We start from the raw sequence: 21133 nt of genomic DNA, 5'->3' as shown, positions 1-21133 counted from the left end.
GTCGGGTGGACCCGAATCGGGTACCGACATGTAACGGTCCGGTACATGCATACGGATATGTACTGAAAGGTAACTTCGAGTTGTTTCCGGTGAGAAAATAGAGAACGAAGTAAGCAACTTGCTCGACGTGTTCGGTGCCCACCGATCGCTGCCGATTCGGCGGCCGGTGGGGGCGCGTGTGATTGTGGGAAAGAGAGGATTCGATTGGACCCGCTAGGTGTGGAAGGTGCTGGACACGACGACGGAGTCGACAGTCCTGAGCATTCGTCGTTCCCACTGTCACCGGCCCAATTGGGAATGTGGTTCGCGCAGCATGTGGACCCCTCGGTACCCGCGAACATCGCCCAGTACATCGAGCTGCACGGCGAGCTCGACGTGGAGTTGCTCCGTCGAGCATCGTCACAGGCGGCACTCGAGCTGCAGTCCGGTTTCGTGCGCATCGTCGAGATCGACGCCGAGCCCCGGCAGCTCGTCGATCCCACACTCGACGACTCACTGAATTATCTGGATCTACGCGGTGAGGCCGATCCGCGGGCAGCGGCACTGGCGTGGATGCACGCCGACTACAGCGCGCCGATCGACATCCTCCGCGACCGACTGATCGCCGCGACCGTCCTGCGCCTGGAGGACGACGTCTGGTTCTGGTACGAGCGCGTGCATCACGTGGTGCTCGACGGATTCGGTGCCGTCACGTTCATGAACCGCGCGGCCGAGCTCTACACCGCTGCGGTCGAGGGCACCGAACCGAGCAAGAACCTGGCATCGGACCTGACCAAGGTCTACGACATCGACGTGGCCTACCGCGACTCGAGCCGTTTCGAGGCCGATCGCGAGTACTGGGCGTCGCGGATCGACGGGATCGACGGAGTCACCACCCTCGCCGGTCACACCGCTGCTCCCGCAGCGACGAGTCAGATCGACAGCACAGCTCTGTCCACCGAGACGATGGACAGCCTCGAAGCCCTGCGTGTCGAGACCGACACGACGATGGCAACCATCGTCATCGCCGGCTTCGCCGCCTACCTCGCGCAGATGACCGGACGCAAGGACGTCGTGCTCTCGCTCCCGGTCACCGCGCGCACCACCGCGGTGTTGCGCCGCTCCGGCGGCATGGTCTCCAACGTCGTTCCCCTGCGGCTCGACGTGTCGGACGACACCACCGTCGAGACGCTGCTCGCGCGCGTCAATGCGGAGGTCTCCGGCGCACTGCGTCACCAGCGATACCGGCACGAGGACATTCGGCGCGACGCCGGAGCGGCCAGCGGTCAGGCCTCGTTCTTCGGCCCGTGGGTCAACATCATGCTGTTCTTCGGCGAGGTGCGCCTCGGCTCGATGGTCGGCGGCATCAACATTCTCTCGACCGGCCTCATCGAGGACTTCGGGCTCAACCTCTACACCAGCGTTGCCGGGTCGACCACCCACATCGACTTCGAGTCCAATCCCAATCTGTACGGACCCGAGCAGTCCGGACGCAACCACGAGAGGTTCGTGGATTTCTTCGCCCGTTTCGTGGCGTCGGGACCGAAGCATGCGGTGTGGGATCTGGCCCTGACGGACGGTGTCGAACGCGAACTCGTCGTGGCCGAGTGGAATGCCACCGAGCACCGGACCGAACCGCGCACGCTGCTGTCCGCTTTCGAGGCCGCCGCGGCCGCACACCCCGACACGACGGCACTGGTGTACGAGGGCGAAGCTCTCACCTACGGCGCACTCTCGGCGCGCGTGAACGGCCTGGCTCGCCACCTGATCGACATGGGGGTCGGCCCCGAGACTCTCGTCGGACTCTCGATCCGCCGTTCGTTCGACCTCGTCGTCGGCATGTACGCGATCGTGGCGGCGGGCGGTGCCTGGGTGCCGATCGACCCCGACCACCCTGCCGATCGCACCGCCTACATTCTCGACTCCGCACAGCCGCGATGTGTGCTGATCTCCTCACGCGACGACGTTGCGCTGCCCGAGGGCACCGAGACGGTTGCGGTCGATCTCGTCGACTGCTCGGCCAGGTCCGCGGAGCCCGTTCGGGATGCCGAACGCACTGCGCCACTCCGACTTTCGAATACCGCGTACGTGATCTACACCTCCGGTTCGACCGGACGGCCGAAGGGTGTCGCGGTCGAGCACGCGGCGATCGACAATCAGATGGAGTGGATGCTCTCGGAGTATCCGATGGACGCCTCCGACGTCTATCTGCAGAAGACGGCCACCACCTTCGACGTCTCGCTCTGGGGATTCTTCCTGCCGCTGCGGGTCGGCGCGACGATGGTGCTCGCCACCCCCGACGGGCATCGAGACTCGGTCTACGTCGCCAACAAGATCGCCGAACATCGCGTCACCGTCACCGATTTCGTGCCGTCGATGCTGACGGTGTTCGTGGCCAACGCGCCCGCGGGCACCTGCAGTTCGCTGCGCCACGTGTTCGTCATCGGTGAGGCACTGCCGGTCGAGACCGCAGCGTCGTTCCGCGCGATGTGTCGAGCCGGTCTGCACAACCTCTACGGCCCCACCGAGGCCGCCGTCTCGGTCACCTATCACCCCAGTGGCCCGCAGGACACCCGCACCGTTCCGATCGGTGTACCCGAGTGGAACACCAGAGCCTTCGTTCTCGACGCTCGGCTGCGACCCACCCCGATCGGCGAATCGGGCGAGCTGTATCTCGCAGGCGTCCAGCTGGCGCGCGGCTACGTGGGCAGGCCGGATCTGAGCTCGGATCGCTTCGTCGCCAACCCCTTCGGCACCGGCGGCGAGCGGATGTACCGCACCGGTGACCTCGTGCGCTGGCGCAGCGACGGCGTGCTGGACTACATCGGCCGGACGGATTTCCAGGTCAAGTTCCGCGGACAACGCATCGAGCTCGGCGAGATCGAAACGGTTCTGCTCGCCCACGAATCCATCTCGCAGGCAGTGGTATTGGTGGTCCAGACGGTCACCGGTGATCAGTTGGTGGCGTATGTCGTCGCGACTCCGGGCCGATCCATCGAATCCGCCGCGGCGATCGAGTTCGCCGGTCAGGCCCTGCCGTCGTACATGGTGCCTGCAGCGGTCGTCGTTCTCGACGCCCTGCCATTGAACACCAGTGGCAAGCTCGACCGGAAAGCGTTGCCGGAACCGGTGTTCAGCAGTGCGAAGAAGTACCGGGCCCCGCAGAGCCGGGCGGAGTACGTCGTCGCCGGTATCTACGAGGATCTGCTCGGGGCCTCCAAGGTCGGTCTGGACGAGGACTTCTTCGAGCTCGGCGGCAATTCTCTGATCGCCACGCAGTTGGTGACGCGAGTCGGCAGCGCTCTGGGAGTTCGCCTCGGTGTCCGTGAGCTGTTCGAGGCTCCCACCGTCGGCGCACTCGCGGCCAGGGCCGAGTCGGCGGCTCGGCTCGGGGCGGACACCCCGGTGCTGGAGTCGCGGGAACGACCCGAGCGTATTCCGCTCTCACCTGCGCAACAGCGCATGTGGTTCCTCAACCGCTTCGATCCCACCACGGCGGTGTACAACCTGCCGTTCTCCGTGCGTCTGACCGGGCCGCTCGACGTGGTGGCCCTGTCGGCCGCATTCGCCGACGTCGTCGACCGACACGAGACGCTGCGCACCGTCTACCCCGAGGTGGACGGCTCTCCGGAACAGGTCGTACTCACGGCGGCGCGGACCCCGGCGACGATTCTGCCGGTCCGCATCGAGCGCGACGAACTGGGCGGCCGCCTGCACGAACTGGTCGCCAAGGGATTCGACGTCACGGTCGACACACCTTTCCGCATCGCACTGTTCGAGATCTCACCGACCGAACACGAACTCGCGATGGTGTTGCACCACATCGCCGCCGACGGGGCGTCGTTCGGTCCGTTGGCCCGGGACGTGCTGGTTGCGTACTCGAGCCGGATCAAGGGGCGCGCACCCGAGTGGACGCCGCTCGAGGTCCAATACGCCGACTACGCGCTGTGGCAACGAGCGGTGCTCGGTCCCGAGACCGATCCGATGTCGTTGGCGTCGCGCGAAATCGCTTACTGGAGCGCAACTCTCGAGGATCTTCCCGATCAGCTGGCGCTGCCGTCGAGCAGGCCACGTCCGGCAGTGTCCTCGAACGCGGGCAGCAAGCTTCGGGTGGACGTTCCGGCTCGTCTGCACGCCTCGCTGGCGAGCCTGGCCCGTGCCAACAATGCTTCGCTGTTCATGGTCATGCAGTCCGCGTACGCGCTGCTGCTCGCCCGGCTCAGCGGCACCACCGACATCGCCATCGGTGCGCCCGTGGCCGGTCGAGGAGAACCTGCACTCGACGACCTGGTCGGCATGTTCGTCAACACGCTCGTACTGCGCACCGAGGTCGATCCGGCGTTGACGTTCGAGGAACTCCTCTCGCGCGTTCGAGACACGGATCTGTCCGCTTTCGCACATGCAGACGTGCCGTTCGAGCGCCTCGTCGAGGTGCTGAACCCGGTGCGTTCGACGTCCCGGCACCCGCTGTTCCAGGTCGCGATCTCGCTGGAATCGGCGATGTCTCGCGAACTCACCGTCGGTGGACTGCGCGCCGAAGCCGCCGAATTCGATGTTCCCATCGCCAAATTCGACGTACAGCTGTGGCTGACCGAGCATCTCGACGACGGCGCACCCGCGGGTATCGACGCGGTGTTCGAGTACGCAACGGATCTGTTCGACGTCGATCTCGTCGAGAGTTTCGCGCGCCGCTTCCTGACGATTCTGGACGCGGTGACCACGGACGCCACAGTGCCGGTCGGCGACGTCACGATCGTCGATGCCGCGGAGCACCGGTCCGTGGTCTCGCAGTGGAACGCCTCGGGAGACGACGTCTCTCGGGAACTCACCCTGGTGGATCTGCTCGACGCTGCTGCCGCAGCGCACCCCGACGCCGTCGCGGTGCGCTTCGACGGCTCGTCGATGACCTACGCCGAGTTCGACGCGCACACCAATCGCCTTGCCCGCGTTCTCATCTCCCACGGCGTCGGCCCCGAAAGCTTGGTCGCCGTTGCCCTTCCGAGGTCGGCGGAACTCATCGTCGCGCTCGTCGCGGTGATCAAAGCAGGCGGTGGATACCTCCCGGTCGACCCGAGCTACCCACTCGACCGAGTCGAATACATGCTCGACGACGCGCGGCCGACAACCGTTCTGTTGTCCGGCTCGGACCGGGTGGAACTGCCGTCCGACGTCGAAACTCGCACCGGCGCAGCGCTGCTCGACATCGACACCGTCGATCTGTCTTCGGTGTCCGGCGATCCCGTCACCGACGAGGACCGGAGGAGTCCGCTGCGGCCGGACAACGTCGCCTACGTCATCTACACCTCGGGTTCGACGGGCAAGCCCAAGGGCGTGATGATTCCGCATCGCAACGTCGTTCGGCTGCTCGACAACACCGATTCGGTCTACGGCTTCGGTGCCGACGACGTGTGGACGATGTTCCACTCCTACGCATTCGACTTCTCTGTCTGGGAGCTGTGGGGCCCGCTGCTCTACGGCGGCACGTTGGTCGTCGTCGACTACTTCACGTCGCGCTCGCCGGAGGCATTCCATCGACTGCTCGTCGACGAGCAGGTCACGGTGCTCAACCAGACGCCGTCGGCGTTCTATCAGCTCTCCGAGGCCGATCGCACCACGGCGACCGAGCACGGCGAATTGTCGCTGCGCTACGTGATCTTCGGTGGTGAAGCCCTCGAACAACGACGGCTGACCGGGTGGTTCGAGCGGCACGGGCACCGTACGCCCCAGCTCGTCAACATGTACGGCATCACCGAGACGACCGTGCACGTGTCCTACCGCGCGCTCGATGCCGCGTCGGTCGAGACCAGTGCGTCGGTGGTCGGCAAGCCGATCGCCGGATTGCGGGTGTTCGTGCTCGACACCCGCCTGCATCCGGTTCCGGTCGGGGTGCCGGGCGAAATGTACGTTGCCGGTGGACAATTGGCCCGCGGATATCTCGGTCGCCGGGAACTGACGTCGGTTCGCTTCGTGGCGAACCCCTTCGCGTCGGGAGCCGACGAGGGATCGCTGCTGTACCGCACCGGAGACCTCGCACAGTGGAACGCAGCAGGCGAGCTCGAATACCTCGGTCGTTCGGACGATCAGGTCAAGGTCCGCGGATTCCGCATCGAGCTGGGCGAGGTGGAGGCCGCGGTGACCGCGCAGCCCACCGTCACCCAGGCAGCCGTCGTCGTTCGCGAGGACTCGCCCGGTGCAGCTCGACTGGTCGCCTACGTGGTGTCCGCTGCCGTCGAGGGCCGGCCGATCGTCGACATCGAGGACATCAGAACCGGTATCGCAGAAGTACTTCCGGAATACATGGTGCCGTCGGCTTTCGTGGTGCTCGACTCGATCCCGCTGACCGTCAACGGCAAACTCGATCGCCGAGCACTGCCGGCTCCGGTATTCGAGGTGCGTGAGTTCCGTGCCCCGACCACACCGATCGAGGAGATCGTTGCCGACGTCTTCGCTGACGTTCTCGGAGTGGAGCGCGTGGGTCTCGACGACGACTTCTTCGAGCTCGGCGGTAACTCGCTGATCGCCACGCAGGTGGTCTCGCGCCTGGGAGTCGCTCTCGATGCCACCGTTCCGGTGCGCATGTTGTTCGAGGCATCGACCGTAGCGCTGCTCGCCGTGCGGGTGGAGCAGGCCGCGGGAGAGGGCGGCCGTGTCGCGCTCGTCGCGACCGTGCGGCCCGAGCGAATCCCGCTCTCGCTCGCGCAGCAGCGAATGTGGTTTCTCAATCGATTCGACGCCGACTCCACCGCGTACAACATTCCCTTCGCACTGAAGCTGACCGGCGAGCTCGACGTGGCCGCGCTGCAGGTTGCGATCATGGACGTGATCGACCGGCACGAATCGCTGCGCACGGTCTACCCGGACACCGCGGCAGGCCCGCAGCAGTCCATCCTCGACGCCGCTCAGACGGTGCCGAACCTGATGCCCATTCCGACGTCAGGGGCCGACATCCAGCGTCAGGTCTTCACGCTGGCATCGACGACGTTCGACGTGACGGTCAACGTTCCGATCCAGGCTCGCCTGTTCGAGATCGGTCCGCGCGAACACGTCATCGCCATGGTGGTGCACCACATCTCGGCCGACGGCTGGTCGATGGGTCCGCTGGCCCGCGACCTCATGATCGCGTACGCCTCGCGCACCGCGTGGGAGAACCCGGCGTGGATGCCGCTCGAGGTGCAGTACGCCGACTACAGCCTGTGGCAGCGTTCGGTTCTCGGCTCCGAGGACGATCCGCAGTCGCTGATCTCCGGTCAGGTCGACTACTGGGCCGACATGCTCGCCGGTCTGCCCGATCAGCTCGATCTTCCGACCGATCGGCCGCGCCCGAATCGTCAGTCCTACCAGGGATCGTCGATCCGATTCGACGTGCCGGCAGAGGTACACCGAGGCCTGTCGTCGCTGGCCCACACGCACAACGCATCGCTGTTCATGGTCGTTCACGCTGCTCTGGCGGTACTGCTCGCGCGCCTGTCCGGCACCGAGGACATCGCGATCGGTACTCCGGTCGCGGGCCGCGGCGACGCAGCCCTCGACGACGTGGTCGGCATGTTCGTCAACACCCTCGTGTTGCGCACCGACATCGAGTCGGGTCGGACGTTCTCGGAGCAGATCGGGCGCGCGAGAGAAGTGGCGCTCGGTGCGTTCGGGCACGCCGATCTGCCGTTCGAGCGCTTGGTCGAGGTGCTCAACCCGTCCCGGTCACAGGCGCGGCATCCCCTGTTCCAGGTGATGCTCTCGTTCGAGAACCTCACCCGCACGCACGTGGACCTACCGGGACTGTCGGTGGACAGCGTCGCCCTCGACGCCGAGGTGGCGAAGTTCGACCTGCAGCTGACCGTCACCGAATCCATCGGAGTGGACGGTCGCGGGCAGGGCATGGCCGCCGAGTTGACCTACGCGACCGACCTGTTCGACGCCGACACGGTGCGCGGCTTCTCCGAACGTTTCGTGCGAATGCTCACCGCTGTGGTGGCCGACCCGTCGGTCTCGGTGGGAGACATCGATCTTCTCGAGGACGGCGAGCGCGACCGCGTCGTGACGGCGTGGAACCGCACCGAACACGAAGTACCGGAACAAGTTACGCTGGTCGACCTGTTCGATCGTCAGGTGGCCGAGACTCCTGATGCGCAGGCGTTGGTGTTCGAGGGTGAGCGGTTGACGTATGCGGAGTTCGCGGGGCGTGCGAATCGTCTTGCGCGGCATTTGGTGTCGGTGGGGGTGGGGCCTGATTCGCTGGTGGGGTTGGCGATCGGACGTAGCCTGGATCTGTTCGTGGGTATGTACGCGATCGTGAAGGCCGGTGCGGGGTACGTTCCGATCGATCCGTCGCAGCCGGCGGATCGTAACGAGTACATCGTGGCGACGGCGGCTCCGGTTCGGGTGTTGTCGACGACGCGTGATCATGTGGAGTTCGCTGGTGTCGAGACGATCGATATCGACACCCTGGATGTGTCGGATCTGTCCTCGATGCCGTTGAGCGATGCCGAGCGCAGAGCACCGTTACGGCCTTCGAATCTCGCGTACGTGATTTTCACGTCGGGGTCGACGGGTCGTCCGAAGGGTGTGGGTGTTTCGCACGAGGCGATCGTCAATCGGTTGTTGTGGATGCAGCACGAGTATCGGCTGAGTGCCGGTGATGTGGTGTTGCAGAAGACTCCGTCGACGTTCGATGTGTCGGTGTGGGAGTTCTTCTGGGCGTTGCAGAACGGTGCGTCGGTGGCCGTTGCTGTTCCGGATGGTCATCGGGATGCGATGTATCTGCTCGATGTCATTGCTCGTGAGCATGTGTCGGTGGTGCATTTCGTGCCGTCGATGATGTCGGTGTTCGTACCGGAGGTGGAGCGGCGCCGTGCATCGGGTGCCTCGCTGCGATTGGTGTTCGCATCCGGTGAGGCGCTGGCTCCCACCACGGCCCGCGCACTGCGACGGGCAATCGCAGGAGTGGAGCTGCACAACCTGTACGGCCCCACCGAGGCTGCCGTCGACGTGACCTATCACGCTGTCACGGACGAGGATTCGGACGTGATGCCCATCGGTGCGCCGGTGTGGAACACCTCGGTGTACGTGCTCGATTCGCGACTGCATCCCACTCCCGTCGGTGTTGCAGGTGAGCTCTATCTCGCAGGTACGCAGCTGGCTCGCGGGTACGTGGGACGCTCCGACCTGACGGCGGACCGCTTCGTGGCCCATCCGTTCGCAACGGGCGGGCGACGCCTCTATCGCACCGGCGACGTCGTGCGGTGGAACCGCAGCGGCGAACTGGAATACGTGGGTCGGTCGGATTTCCAGGTGAAGCTGCGCGGCTTGCGCATCGAACTCGGCGAGATCGAATCGGCATTGCTGGCGCAACGGTCGATCTCCCAGGCTGTCGTGGTGGTCCGCAACGAGCAACTCGTCGGGTACGTCGTACCGTCCGGTGCCTCGGTGGAGACCGGAGCCGTGCTCGGCGCGCTGCGGTCTCGACTGGCCGAGTACATGGTGCCGTCGACGCTGATCGTGCTCGAGGAATTTCCGCTCGGCGCGAGTGGAAAGCTCGACCGCAAGGCCCTGCCCGATCCCGCTTTCGAGGTGACCGAGTACCGGGAACCGACCAACGACATCGAACGCACCGTTGCCGAGGTCTTCGCCCAGGTCCTCGGAGTCGAGCGTGTCGGTCTCGACGACGACTTCTTCGAGCTCGGTGGAAACTCCCTCATCGCAACGCAACTGGTGTCACGACTGGGCGTCGCGTTGGACACCCGAATCGCGGTGCGAGAGCTGTTCGACACCTCCACGGTGGCAGATCTGGCCGCGCGGTTGAGTACACTGGTCGCCACCGGAAGTCGTCCTCCGCTGGTGCCTCAACAACGGCCGCAACATATTCCGTTGTCACTGGCGCAGCAGCGCATGTGGTTCCTCAACAAGTTCGACGTCGAATCCGCGGCCAACAACATCCCGATCGCCGTGCGACTGTCCGGTCTGCTGGACCGTCGCGCCATGCAGATCGCGGTCGCGGACGTCGTGGCTCGGCAGCAGTCCCTGCGCACGGTGTTCCCGGAGACCGACGGAACCGCTCATCAGGTCATCGTCGACGCAGCCTCGGCCACACCGGATCTGACGCCCATCGACATCGCCGCCCACGACGTCGCGGACGCGTTGCGAGAACTGGCGACCACCGGCTTCGACCTGTCGAAGGACCTGCCCTTCCGAACCAGGCTCTTCGAGGTCAGCCCAACCGAGCACCTGTTGGTGTTCGTCGTCCACCACATCGCGGCCGACGGGTTCTCGCTTGGCCCGCTGACTCGTGACGTGATGAATGCGTATGCCGCTCGGTCGATGTCGCAGGAACCGTACTGGTCTCCTCTGCCGATCGACTATGCCGATTACAGCCTGTGGCAGCGCGAAGTACTCGGTTCCGAGGACGACCCGCAGTCGGTCGTCTCGCAGCAGATCGACTACTGGACAACCGCTCTGGCCGGCCTGCCGGACCAGCTCGACGTGCCGTCCGATCGCCCGAGGCCCGTCGTGGCATCGAACAGTGGTGCGCTCGTGCGGTTCTCCATCGACGAGGATCTGCACCGCGCACTGATCGATGCCGCCAGAGCAGAGAACGCATCGCTGTTCATGGTGGTGCACACATCGCTCGCCGTACTGCTGTCGCGGTTGTCCGGCGAAGCCGACATCGCGATCGGCACCCCGGTGGCCGGTCGTGGTGAGGCCGCCCTGGACGACTTGATCGGCATGTTCGTCAACACCCTGGTACTGCGCACCGAGATCGACACGGCGCGGCGATTCGACCAGGTACTCGCCGACACCCGCGAGACCGATCTGTCGGCTCTGGCCCACGTGGACGTACCGTTCGAGCGTTTGGTCGAAATCCTCAACCCCGCCCGATCCACGGCTCGCCATCCCCTCGTGCAGGTGGTGCTCGCGTTCCAGAACCTGGGACAGAAGGATCTCGAACTGCCGGGACTGTCGGTCTCCGGTGTCGACTTCGAGACGCTGGTCGCGCTGTTCGATCTGCAGTTCACGTTCGTCGAGTCGATCGGACCCAGCGGTGCTCCGCAGGGCATGACGGTCGACGTCACCTACGCCACCGATCTCTTCGACGAAGCCACGGTCGTCACACTCGGCGACCGCCTGATCACAGTTCTCGAAGCCGTCGCAGGCAACCTCTCTACCGTGGTCGGCGACATCGAACTGCTCGAGCCCGTCGAACGCAGGCGGGTACTGGTCGACTGGAACGACACCCAACACGAGCTCGATCGCGCCCAGACGTTGGCCTCGCTCGCCGGCCAGGTCGACTCGTCCTCTCCTGCACTGGTTTTCGGAGACGAGATACTCACCTACGGCGAGTTCCACGAACGGGTCGCTCGTCTGGCGCGGTTCCTGATCGCCCGCGGTGTCGGGCCCGAGAGCGCAGTGGGCATCGCTGCCCGTCGCTCGGTGGAACTGCTCGTCGGAATTCACGCGATCATCGCCGCCGGTGGTGCGTACGTACCGATCGATCCGGACCAGCCTGCCGAGCGGATCGCACACATTCTCGGAACCGCGGCACCGGTCTGCGTGCTGACCACGTCACGAGACGCGGTGGAGGCCGACGGTGTCGAGGTCCTCGATATCGACACCCTCGATCTGTCCGGCTTCTCCGATGCGCCGATCACCGACGCGGACCGAATCAGTGCGCTGGCACCGTCGAACACCGCCTACGTCATCTTCACGTCGGGTTCGACCGGGCAGCCCAAGGGCGTGGCCGTCACGCACGAGGCGATCGTCAACCGCCTGCTGTGGATGCAGGCGGAGTACGAGCTCGCCGCCGACGACGTCGTGCTGCAGAAGACCCCGGTCACGTTCGACGTGTCGGTGTGGGAACTGTTCTGGCCGTTGCAGATCGGTGCCACGCTGGTCATCGCGAAGCCCGACGGCCATCGTGATCCCCAGTACCTGCTCGAGACGATCGAGGCGCAGTCGGTCACCACCGCACACTTCGTACCCTCGCTGCTCGAGGTCTTCGTTTCCGTGGTTGCAGCGGCATCGTCGCCTGCGGCCACCTCCCTGCGGACTCTGTTCGCGTCCGGAGAGGCTTTGCCCGCAGAGGTCGGCGATCGGCTCCGACGCGTCCTGCCGGGCGTGGCGCTGCACAACCTCTACGGTCCCACCGAAGCGGCCGTCGACGTCACTTACCACGCGGTGTCGGAGGCGGACGTCGACCTCGTTCCGATCGGTGTCCCCGTGTGGAACACCAGAACGTATGTTCTCGACGCTCGACTGTCTCCGGTGGCTCCCGGGGTGGCGGGCGAGCTGTACCTCGCCGGAGTTCAACTGGCCCGCGGCTACCTCGGACGAACGGACCTGACGGCCGATCGATTCCTTCCCGACCCGTTCGGAGAACCGGGTGCGCGCATGTACCGCACCGGTGACCTGGTGCGCTGGCGTGCAGCGGCCTCCGGTTCGGGACGGTTGGAGTACTTGGGCCGCACCGACTTCCAGGTCAAGCTCCGGGGACTGCGCATCGAACTCGGCGAGATCGAGACCGTGTTGCGCAAACACCCGTCCGTGGAATCCGCCGTCGTTCTGGTTCGGCAGACCGCTGTCGCGGGCGACCAACTGGTCGCCTACGTCGTACCTGCGGTCGGCGGGACCGTCGACGTCGCCGAGCTGACCGACTTCGCGTCGCGCTCGCTCGCGAGCTACATGGTCCCGGCCGCGACCGTCGTGCTCGACGCGCTGCCGCTCACGCCCAACGGCAAGCTCGATCGTCGCGCTCTGCCGGAGCCGAACATCGAGCAGCGCGCCTTCCGTGCGCCGTCCACCACATCGGAAATCGTTGTGGCAGAAGTGTTCCGCGATGTTCTCGGTATCGATGTCGTCGGTGCCGACGACGAGTTCTTCGCCCTCGGTGGCAACTCCCTCGTCGCCACGAGAGTGGCGTCGAGAATCGGTGCGGCACTCGACACCACCGTGACCGTTCGGACGATCTTCGAGGCCTCGACCGTGTCCGCACTGGCGGCCAGGCTCGACGAGCTCTCGGGTTCGGGCCGTCGAATTCCTCTGGTGCGCACCGATCTGCCGGATCTGGTACCGCTCTCGCTCGCGCAGCGCCGGATGTGGTTCCTCAACCGGTTCGACCCCGAGTCCGCGACGGAGAACCTCCCCGTCGCCATCGAGCTCAGCGGCGATCTGGACATCCCCGCTCTGCGGGCCGCAGTGGCCGACGTGGTCGAGCGACACGAGTCCCTGCGAACGGTGTACCCGGAGGTCGACGGCGTCGCCTCCCAGGTGATCGTTCCGGCGGAACAGGTGACGCCGGATCTGGTGCCGACTGCGACCACCGCGGCCGAACTGCCGTCGGCCCTGGCGGCGCTGGCCATGGGCGGGTTCGACGTCACCGCTGCGCCGCCGTTGCGGGCTGCGTTGTTCGAGCTCGACTCGGACCGCCATGTTCTGGCGTTCGTCACCCATCACATCGCGGCAGACGGCTTCTCGATCGGTCCCATGACCCGGGATCTGATGGTCGCGTACGCAGCCCGTAGCGCGGGCACCGAGCCCGGTTGGGCTCCGCTCGCCGTCCGCTACGTCGACTACACCCTCTGGCAGCAGGCCGTTCTCGGCTCCGAGGACGATGCGACGTCACCGGTATCGAACCAGATTCGGCACTGGACTCGTGCACTGTCCTCGCTGCCGGACGAGGTCACCTTCCCCGGCGATCGCGTCCGACCGGACCGGTCGTCGTATCGAGGCGGCAACATCACGCTCGCCCTCGACGCCGAGACGCACGGCCGCCTCGGCGACGTGGCCCGCGCCAACCAGAGCTCGCTGTTCATGGTGCTGCACTCCTCGCTCGCCGTGCTGCTGGCCCGACTGTCCGGTGAGACCGACATCGCGATCGGTACCCCGGTCGCAGGGCGCGGTGAGGCGGCCCTCGACGACGTCATCGGAATGTTCGTCAACACGCTGGTGCTGCGGACCGACATCGATCACGGCGGCGCATTCACCGAGTTGCTGGCTCGGGCCCGCGAGACCGACCTGTCGGCGTTCGCCCACGCCGAGGTGCCGTTCGAGCGGCTCGTCGAGGTACTCGACCCACCGCGGTCGGCGGCTCGTCACCCGCTCATCCAGGTGATGCTCACCGTGCAGAACATGGAGCAGACCGAGCTCGAACTGCCCGGCCTGAGTGTGCGCGCAGTCGACCTCGACGTCGAGACGGCCAAGTTCGACGTTCAGTTCACCTTCACCGAGAATCACGTCGACGGCGGCATGACCATCGACGTCACCTTCGCCCGCGACCTGTACGACGACAGCACGGCGCGTGCAATCGGTGAACGCCTGATCCGCGTTCTCGAGTCCGTGGCCGGCGATCCGGAACAGCGAATCGGCGACGTCCCGGTGATGGACGAGGCCGAGCGCGGCCGTGTGCTCGCGCTCGCCCAGGACGCGCCTGCCGTCGCCGATTCGCTCGACACGATCGTCGACCTCTTCGCCGCTCGGGTGGCCGAGGACCCCGACGCTCCCGCAGTGGTGTTCGAGGGTGCTTCCAGGAGTTACCGAGAGATCGACGAGTCCTCGACTGCATTGGCGAAGATCCTCGCCGCTCAGGGAGTCGGGCCGGAGTCGCTGGTGGCCGTCGTGCTGCCGCGCACCGCCGACCTCGTCGTGGCACTGCTCGCGGTGCTCAAAGCCGGTGGTGCCTACGTTCCGATCGACCCGTCCTACCCGGCCGACCGGATCGAGTTCGTTCTCACCGATTCTCGTCCGGTTGCCGTCCTGACGTGGACCGGTGTGGACGTCGCGCTTCCCGCAGAGCTCCCCAGGATCGACATCGACACCGCCTCGGCCGAGAGCGACCTTCCGGCGACCGATCCGATTCCGGCGACCGCGGCTTCGACGGCGTACGTCATCTACACCTCGGGCTCGACGGGCAAGCCGAAGGGCGTGCTGATCCCGCATCGCAACGTCGTACGGCTGTTGGCCAACACCGCGCGGCACTTCGATTTCGGTCGGGGCGACGTGTGGACGCTGTTCCACTCGTTCGCGTTCGACTTCTCGGTGTGGGAACTGTGGGGCCCGCTCACCACCGGCGGTAGCGTCGTCGTTGTCGACTACTTCACCTCCCGGTCGCCGGAAACATTGCGGGAGTTGCTCGTTCGTGAGCGCGTCACCGTTCTCAACCAAACTCCGTCCGCGTTCTACCAGCTCGATCAGGTCGATCGCACCGCAGGCTCGGCAGGCGACTATTCGTTGCGGTACATCGTGTTCGGTGGCGAGGCGCTGGAACTGCGACGACTGACCGGTTGGTTCGACCGTCACGGCGACGCTTCCCCGCAACTGGTCAACATGTACGGCATCACCGAGACCACGGTGCACGTGTCGCACCGTGTCGTGGACGCGCGGTCCGCGGCGCAGGCATCGGGATCTCTGGTGGGACGCGCCATTTCCGGGCTGTCGGTGTACGTCCTGGATTCACGGCTGTCGCTGGTACCCGCAGGCGTGCCGGGGGAGATGTACGTCTCCGGTGGTCAGGTCGCGCGCGGGTACCTCGGTCGAGCCGGATTGAGCGCGACGAGGTTCGTCGCCGATCCCTTCGCAGGCGACGGATCGGTGCTCTACCGCACCGGTGACGTGGCACGGTGGTCGACCGACGGCGAACTCGAGTTCGTCGGTCGCGCCGACGACCAGGTCAAGATCCGTGGTTTCCGAATCGAGCTGGGCGAGGTCGAATCCGCCGTCGCGTCCGCTCCTGTCGTCGGGCAGGCAGCGGTGATCGTGCGCGAGGACACTCCCGGTGCCGCACGGTTGGTTGCGTACGTCGTGCCCGCGGCCGAGTCGACGATCGACATCGACGTCGTCAGGGCGGCGGTCGGGGAGAACCTTCCCGAGTACATGGTGCCCTCGGCGTTCGTGGTTCTCGATGCGATTCCGTTGACGGCCAACGGAAAACTGGACCGACGAGCCCTACCCGAGCCGGCTGCGCGCACTCGTGAGTTCCGGCCACCGACCACTCCGGTGGAGGAACTGGTCGCCGACGTCTTCGCCGACGTTCTCGGCGTCGAACGGGTCGGTCTCGACGACGACTTCTTCGAGCTCGGCGGCAACTCGCTGGTGGCAACTCAGGTGGTGTCCAGGCTGGGTGCCGCAGCGGAGACGACTGTTCCCGTCCGCGCACTGTTCGAGGCCCCGACGGTCGCTGCTCTGGCAGCGCGGGTCGAGCAGGGTTCGGGCGTAGCTGCGCGTCCGGCGTTGGTGGCGTCGACGCGGCCGAGCCGAGTGCCGCTCTCGCTCGCGCAGCAGCGGATGTGGTTCCTCAACCGCTTCGATTCCGAGTCCACGGCGTACAACATCCCGTTCGCGCTTCGGCTCAGCGGACGTCTCGACGTCCAGGCGTTGCAGCGTGCCGTCGCCGACGTGATCGAGCGTCACGAGACCCTGCGATCGGTGTACCCCGATTCACCCGAGGGCCCACATCAGGTGATCGTGCCGATGTCGGAGGTGCCCACCACCCTCGAGGTGATCGACACCGACGCGGAGTCGGTGACCGCTCGGGTTCTGGAGCTCCTGTCGGCGACGTTCGACGTCACGACCCAGGTTCCGCTGAAGACCGCGCTCTTCCGAGTCTCGGACACCGAATTCGTCCTCGGCATGGTCATCCACCACATCAGCGCCGACGGTCTGTCGGTGATGCCGTTGTCCACCGACGTCATGACCGCATATGCCGCTCGCACCCGCGGCTCCGATCCCGCGTGGGCACCGCTACCGGTGCAGTACGCCGATTACGCACTGTGGCAGCGTCAGGTTCTCGGATCCGAAGAGGACTCGGAATCGATTGCTGCGCAGCAGATTCGGTACTGGGAAGCTACTCTGGCCGAGCTGCCCGAGCAGATCGAGCTACCGCTGGATCGTCCGCGTCCCGCCGAGCAGAGTTTCCGGGGCGGCCGTGTCGATTTCCGGATCGACGCAGCCGCGCACGCTCGACTGACCGAACTGGCACGTGCGCACAACGCGACGGTGTTCATGGCGGTGCACGCGGCGTTCGCCGTGCTGCTCGCGCGCATGTCGGGATCGCCGGACATCGTCGTCGGAACTCCCATCGCGGGTCGCGGTGAAGCGGCCATCGAAAACCTCGTCGGCATGTTCGTGAACACGTTGGTGCTGCGGCTCGACGTGGCGGGGGGAGCGAGCTTCGAGGACCTTCTCGACGCGGCTCGAGAGACCGATCTGCATGCGTTCGCCAACTCCGACATACCGTTCGAGCGGCTCGTCGAGGTCGTCAACCCCACCCGGTCGACGGCGCGTCACCCGCTGTTCCAGGTCGGCTTCTCGTTCCAGAACTTCGCGCGTCGAGAATTCGAGCTCGACGGACTCGACATCTCGGCTCTGGACACCGAGACCGGAACGTCGCAGTTCGACCTGCACCTGATCGTCTCCGACGCCCCGCGCGAGGACGAGGTGTCGGGCGGCTTCGATGCCTTGTTGACGTATGCGACCGATCTGTTCGACGAGCGCACTGCTCGCTCACTCGTCGCCCGCTTCGAGGCCGTTCTCGACGCCGTCGCGGCGTCGCCGTCGACCCCGGTCGGCGATCTCGATCTGTTCCTCGACGGTGAGCTACCCGCCATCGTCGACGAGTGGAACGACACCGACCGCGACTTCGATTCCGCTGGCGGCACCACGCTCGCCGATCTGTTCGTGGACTCGGCAGCGCGCAACGGTGACGCCGTTGCCCTCGTGCACGACGACGGCACGCTGACGTACGGTGAGTTCTCCGAGCGGGTGTCGCGCCTGGCCCGCCACCTGATCGGCCTGGGCGTCGGACCCGAAGTGCCGGTGGGACTTGCCATTCGGCGATCGGTGGATCTGCTCGTCGGCATGTACGCCATCTCCGTGGCCGGTGGTGCCTACGTCCCGATCGATCCGGATCAGCCGGCCGAGCGCAACGCGCTCGTGTTGGAGACCGCAGCTCCGCTGTGCGTACTGACATCCGGTGCCGTCGGCACGGAGATCTCTTCTGCAGCAACGGTCGTCGATCTGACACAGCTCGATCTCGCGAGCTGCTCGCCCGCGCCGGTGGATGCCTCCGAGCGCTCCGGTGTGCTCTCCGCCGACAACACCGCTTATGTCATCTTCACGTCCGGCTCCACCGGCCGCCCCAAGGGCGTTGCGGTCTCGCACGGTGCCGTCGTCAACCAGTTGAACTGGTTGCGTGCGGAGTACGGCCTCGACGAGACCGATGCGTCGCTGCTCAAGACCGCAGCGACCTTCGACCTGTCGGTGTGGGAGTTCTGGTCACAGCTGACCTCGGGTGGACGACTCGTCGTCGCGAACCCGGAAGGGCATCGTGATCCCGACTACCTGCTCACGCTGATCCGTCGGCACGCGGTGACGACGCTGCATCTGGTCCCGTCGATGCTGTCGATGCTCGGCACCGTTGCCGCGGGCGAGCTGTCACCCGATCTGCGACGCGTCCTGGCCATCGGTGAAGCACTACCCGCAGCGGTGGCGCAGGATTTCCGGCGGCACAACGGTTCCGCCGAGCTGCACAACCTGTACGGCCCGACCGAGGCAGCGGTATCGGTGACCTCGCATCCGGTCACCGATGCCGACACCGTCGCCGTGCCGATCGGCGTGCCCGAGTCCAACACTGCCGTGTTCGTGCTGGACTCTCGCCTTCATCCGGTTCCGGCCGGAGTCACCGGAGAGCTCTACCTCGCCGGTGCGCAACTGGCGCGAGGGTACTTCGGGCGAGCAGACCTCACCGCCGAACGGTTCGTGGCGAATCCGTTCGACCCGAACGGAACGCGGATGTACCGCACGGGCGACCTCGTGCGCTGGCGGGTTCCGCTCGTCGACGGCGCACCCGCAGCGGCCCGCCTCGACTACATCGAGCGCGCCGACTTCCAGGTCAAGATTCGCGGATTCCGCATCGAACTCGGTGAGATCGAGGCAGCCCTGCGCGCTCAGGCAACGGTGGCCGACACCGCCGTCGTCGTGCATACCGGCGAATCGATGGGGGACCAGCTGGTCGCCTACGTCGTCGGACAGTCCGGGGCAGTACTCGACGTGGCGAGTGTGGAAGCCGAGCTCGCGCGCGCCGTGCCGTCGTACATGGTTCCGGCAGCGTTCGTCGTCCTCGATGCCCTCCCGCTCAACGCCAACGGCAAACTGGATCGACGGGCCCTTCCGGCACCGCAGTTCGAGGTTGCCGAGTTCCGTGCCCCGGTCACCCCGATCGAGGAGATCGTTGCGTCCACCGTGGCGGAACTACTCGGTCTCGACCGCGCAGGGCTCGACGACGACTTCTTCGCGCTCGGTGGAAACTCTTTGGTCGCAACGCAATTGGTCTCCAGGTTGGGTCAGGCGCTCGACGCCCAGATTCCGGTGCGAGCAGTGTTCGCGGCGTCCACCGTCGCAGGTCTGGCCGCCCACATCGCCCCACTCGTCGGTGGCGGTGCGCGCCGAGAACTGACCGTTCGTGAGCGGCCCGATCTGCTTCCGCTCTCGATCGCTCAGGAAAGAATGTGGACGATCAACCGGATCGACCCCGGTTCCTCGGCGTACAACATTCCTGTCGCGGTCCGGCTGACCGGTGCACTCGACATCGACTCCCTGCGCGGGGCATTCGACGACGTTCTCGGACGCCACGAGATTCTGCGCACGGCGTACCCCGACTCGGTGGACGGGCCGGTGCAGCAGATCGGTTCCGTCGCCGAGGTAGGAGTCGAGCTGACGCCCGAGCGGGTGGAACCGGACGCGGTGATCTCCCGCCTGACCGAGACTCTCGGTGCCGGGTTCGACGTCACGAAGTCGGTTCCGGTGCGGGCCGCGTTGCTGCAGGTCGCCGAGAACGAGCACGTACTCGCCGTGGTGGCACACCACATCGCCGCCGACGGCTTCTCGATGGGACCGCTCATCAGGGATGTCATGGTGGCCTACACCGCTCGGGTTGCGGGGGAGATGCCGGCGTGGTCGCCGCTGCCGGTCCAGTACGCCGACTTCGCGCTGTGGCAGCGCGACGTTCTCGGCAGCGAGAGCGATCCCGAGAGTCCGCTCGCGAAGCAACTGGCGTACTGGACGACCGAGTTGGCAGGAGCACCGGAACAATTGGCACTCCCGCTGGATCGGCCGCGACCGCCTCGCCCGACGATGCAGGGTGCCTCGTACGAGTTCTCGTTCGGGACCGACATCGCATCGGCGATCGAGAAGATCGCTCGGGAACACTCCGCGACCACGTTCATGGTGGTGCACAGTGCCTTCGCCGTGCTGCTGTCGAGGCTGAGCAACTCCTCCGACATCAGCATCGGCACACCCACTGCGGGTCGCGGTGAACAGCAACTCGACGAGCTCGTCGGTATGTTCGTCAACACGCTCGTGTTGCGAACTCGACTCGATCAGAGCGGCACGTTCGCCGAGCTGCTGCAGCAGGCCAAGGACAAGGACCTGGCGGCGTTCGGTCACGCCGACGTCCCGTTCGAGCGGCTCGTCGACGCGCTGGGCCGCGCTCGGTCGAGTGCCTACACTCCGCTGTTCCAGGCGATGCTGACGTTCCAGAACCACGTGACCGGAACGTTCGAGCTGCCGGGCCTGCAGGTGCAGGCGTTGCCCGCGGGCGACGACCAGGCCAAGTTCGATCTACAGCTGACCGCCGTCGAAAGCTTCGACGACACCGGAGCGCTACGCGACATCGAGGCGACGTTCACCTACGCGACGGCGATCCTCGACGAGTCGTCGATCGCGACGTTCGCCGATCGGCTACTGCGAATTCTGAACGCCGTCGTCTCGGATCCGGATGTGGTGCTGCGGTCGATCGACATCCTCTCCGACGAGGAGAAGGCGGAGTTCGCACCGCGAGCCAAGCCCAAGACGGTGGACGACCTGCCCGAACTGGTTGCCCAGGCAGCGACCGTCGCACCCGATGCGGTGGCCATCGAACACGAATCGACGACGGTCGATTTCGCTGCTCTGCACGCCAAACTGGCACAGATGTCGGCAACGATGGGCTCTGCGATGAAGCCGCAGGCTCTGGTGACGGTCACGCTGTCGGCACTGATCCCGGGTATCTTGCCCGCCCTCGGTGCGGAGGGTCTGACCACCGCTCTGGCATCGTTGATCGAACGGGCGGAGTCGGTGATCGCGTCGTCGTGACGAATGCCGAGTTCGCCGGTTGTGCACGTGGATCGATCAGGAG

The 21133-nt window shown here is 66.0% G+C and carries 1 protein-coding gene; it reads left to right on the top strand.

What is annotated here, in order from left to right:
- Positions 1-204 precede the first annotated feature (204 nt).
- On the top strand, positions 205-21090 hold the full coding sequence (locus CH251_RS03405) for a non-ribosomal peptide synthase/polyketide synthase (protein WP_256978778.1): 20886 nt from the start codon (positions 205-207) through the stop codon (positions 21088-21090).
- Positions 21091-21133 lie beyond the last annotated feature (43 nt).

The sequence above is a fragment of the Rhodococcus sp. 06-462-5 genome, assembly GCF_002258315.1.
GTDB lineage: Bacteria > Actinomycetota > Actinomycetes > Mycobacteriales > Mycobacteriaceae > Rhodococcoides.
The sequence above is the reverse complement of the archived record's forward strand: the minus strand, read 5'-3'. Positions and strand labels throughout refer to the sequence as shown.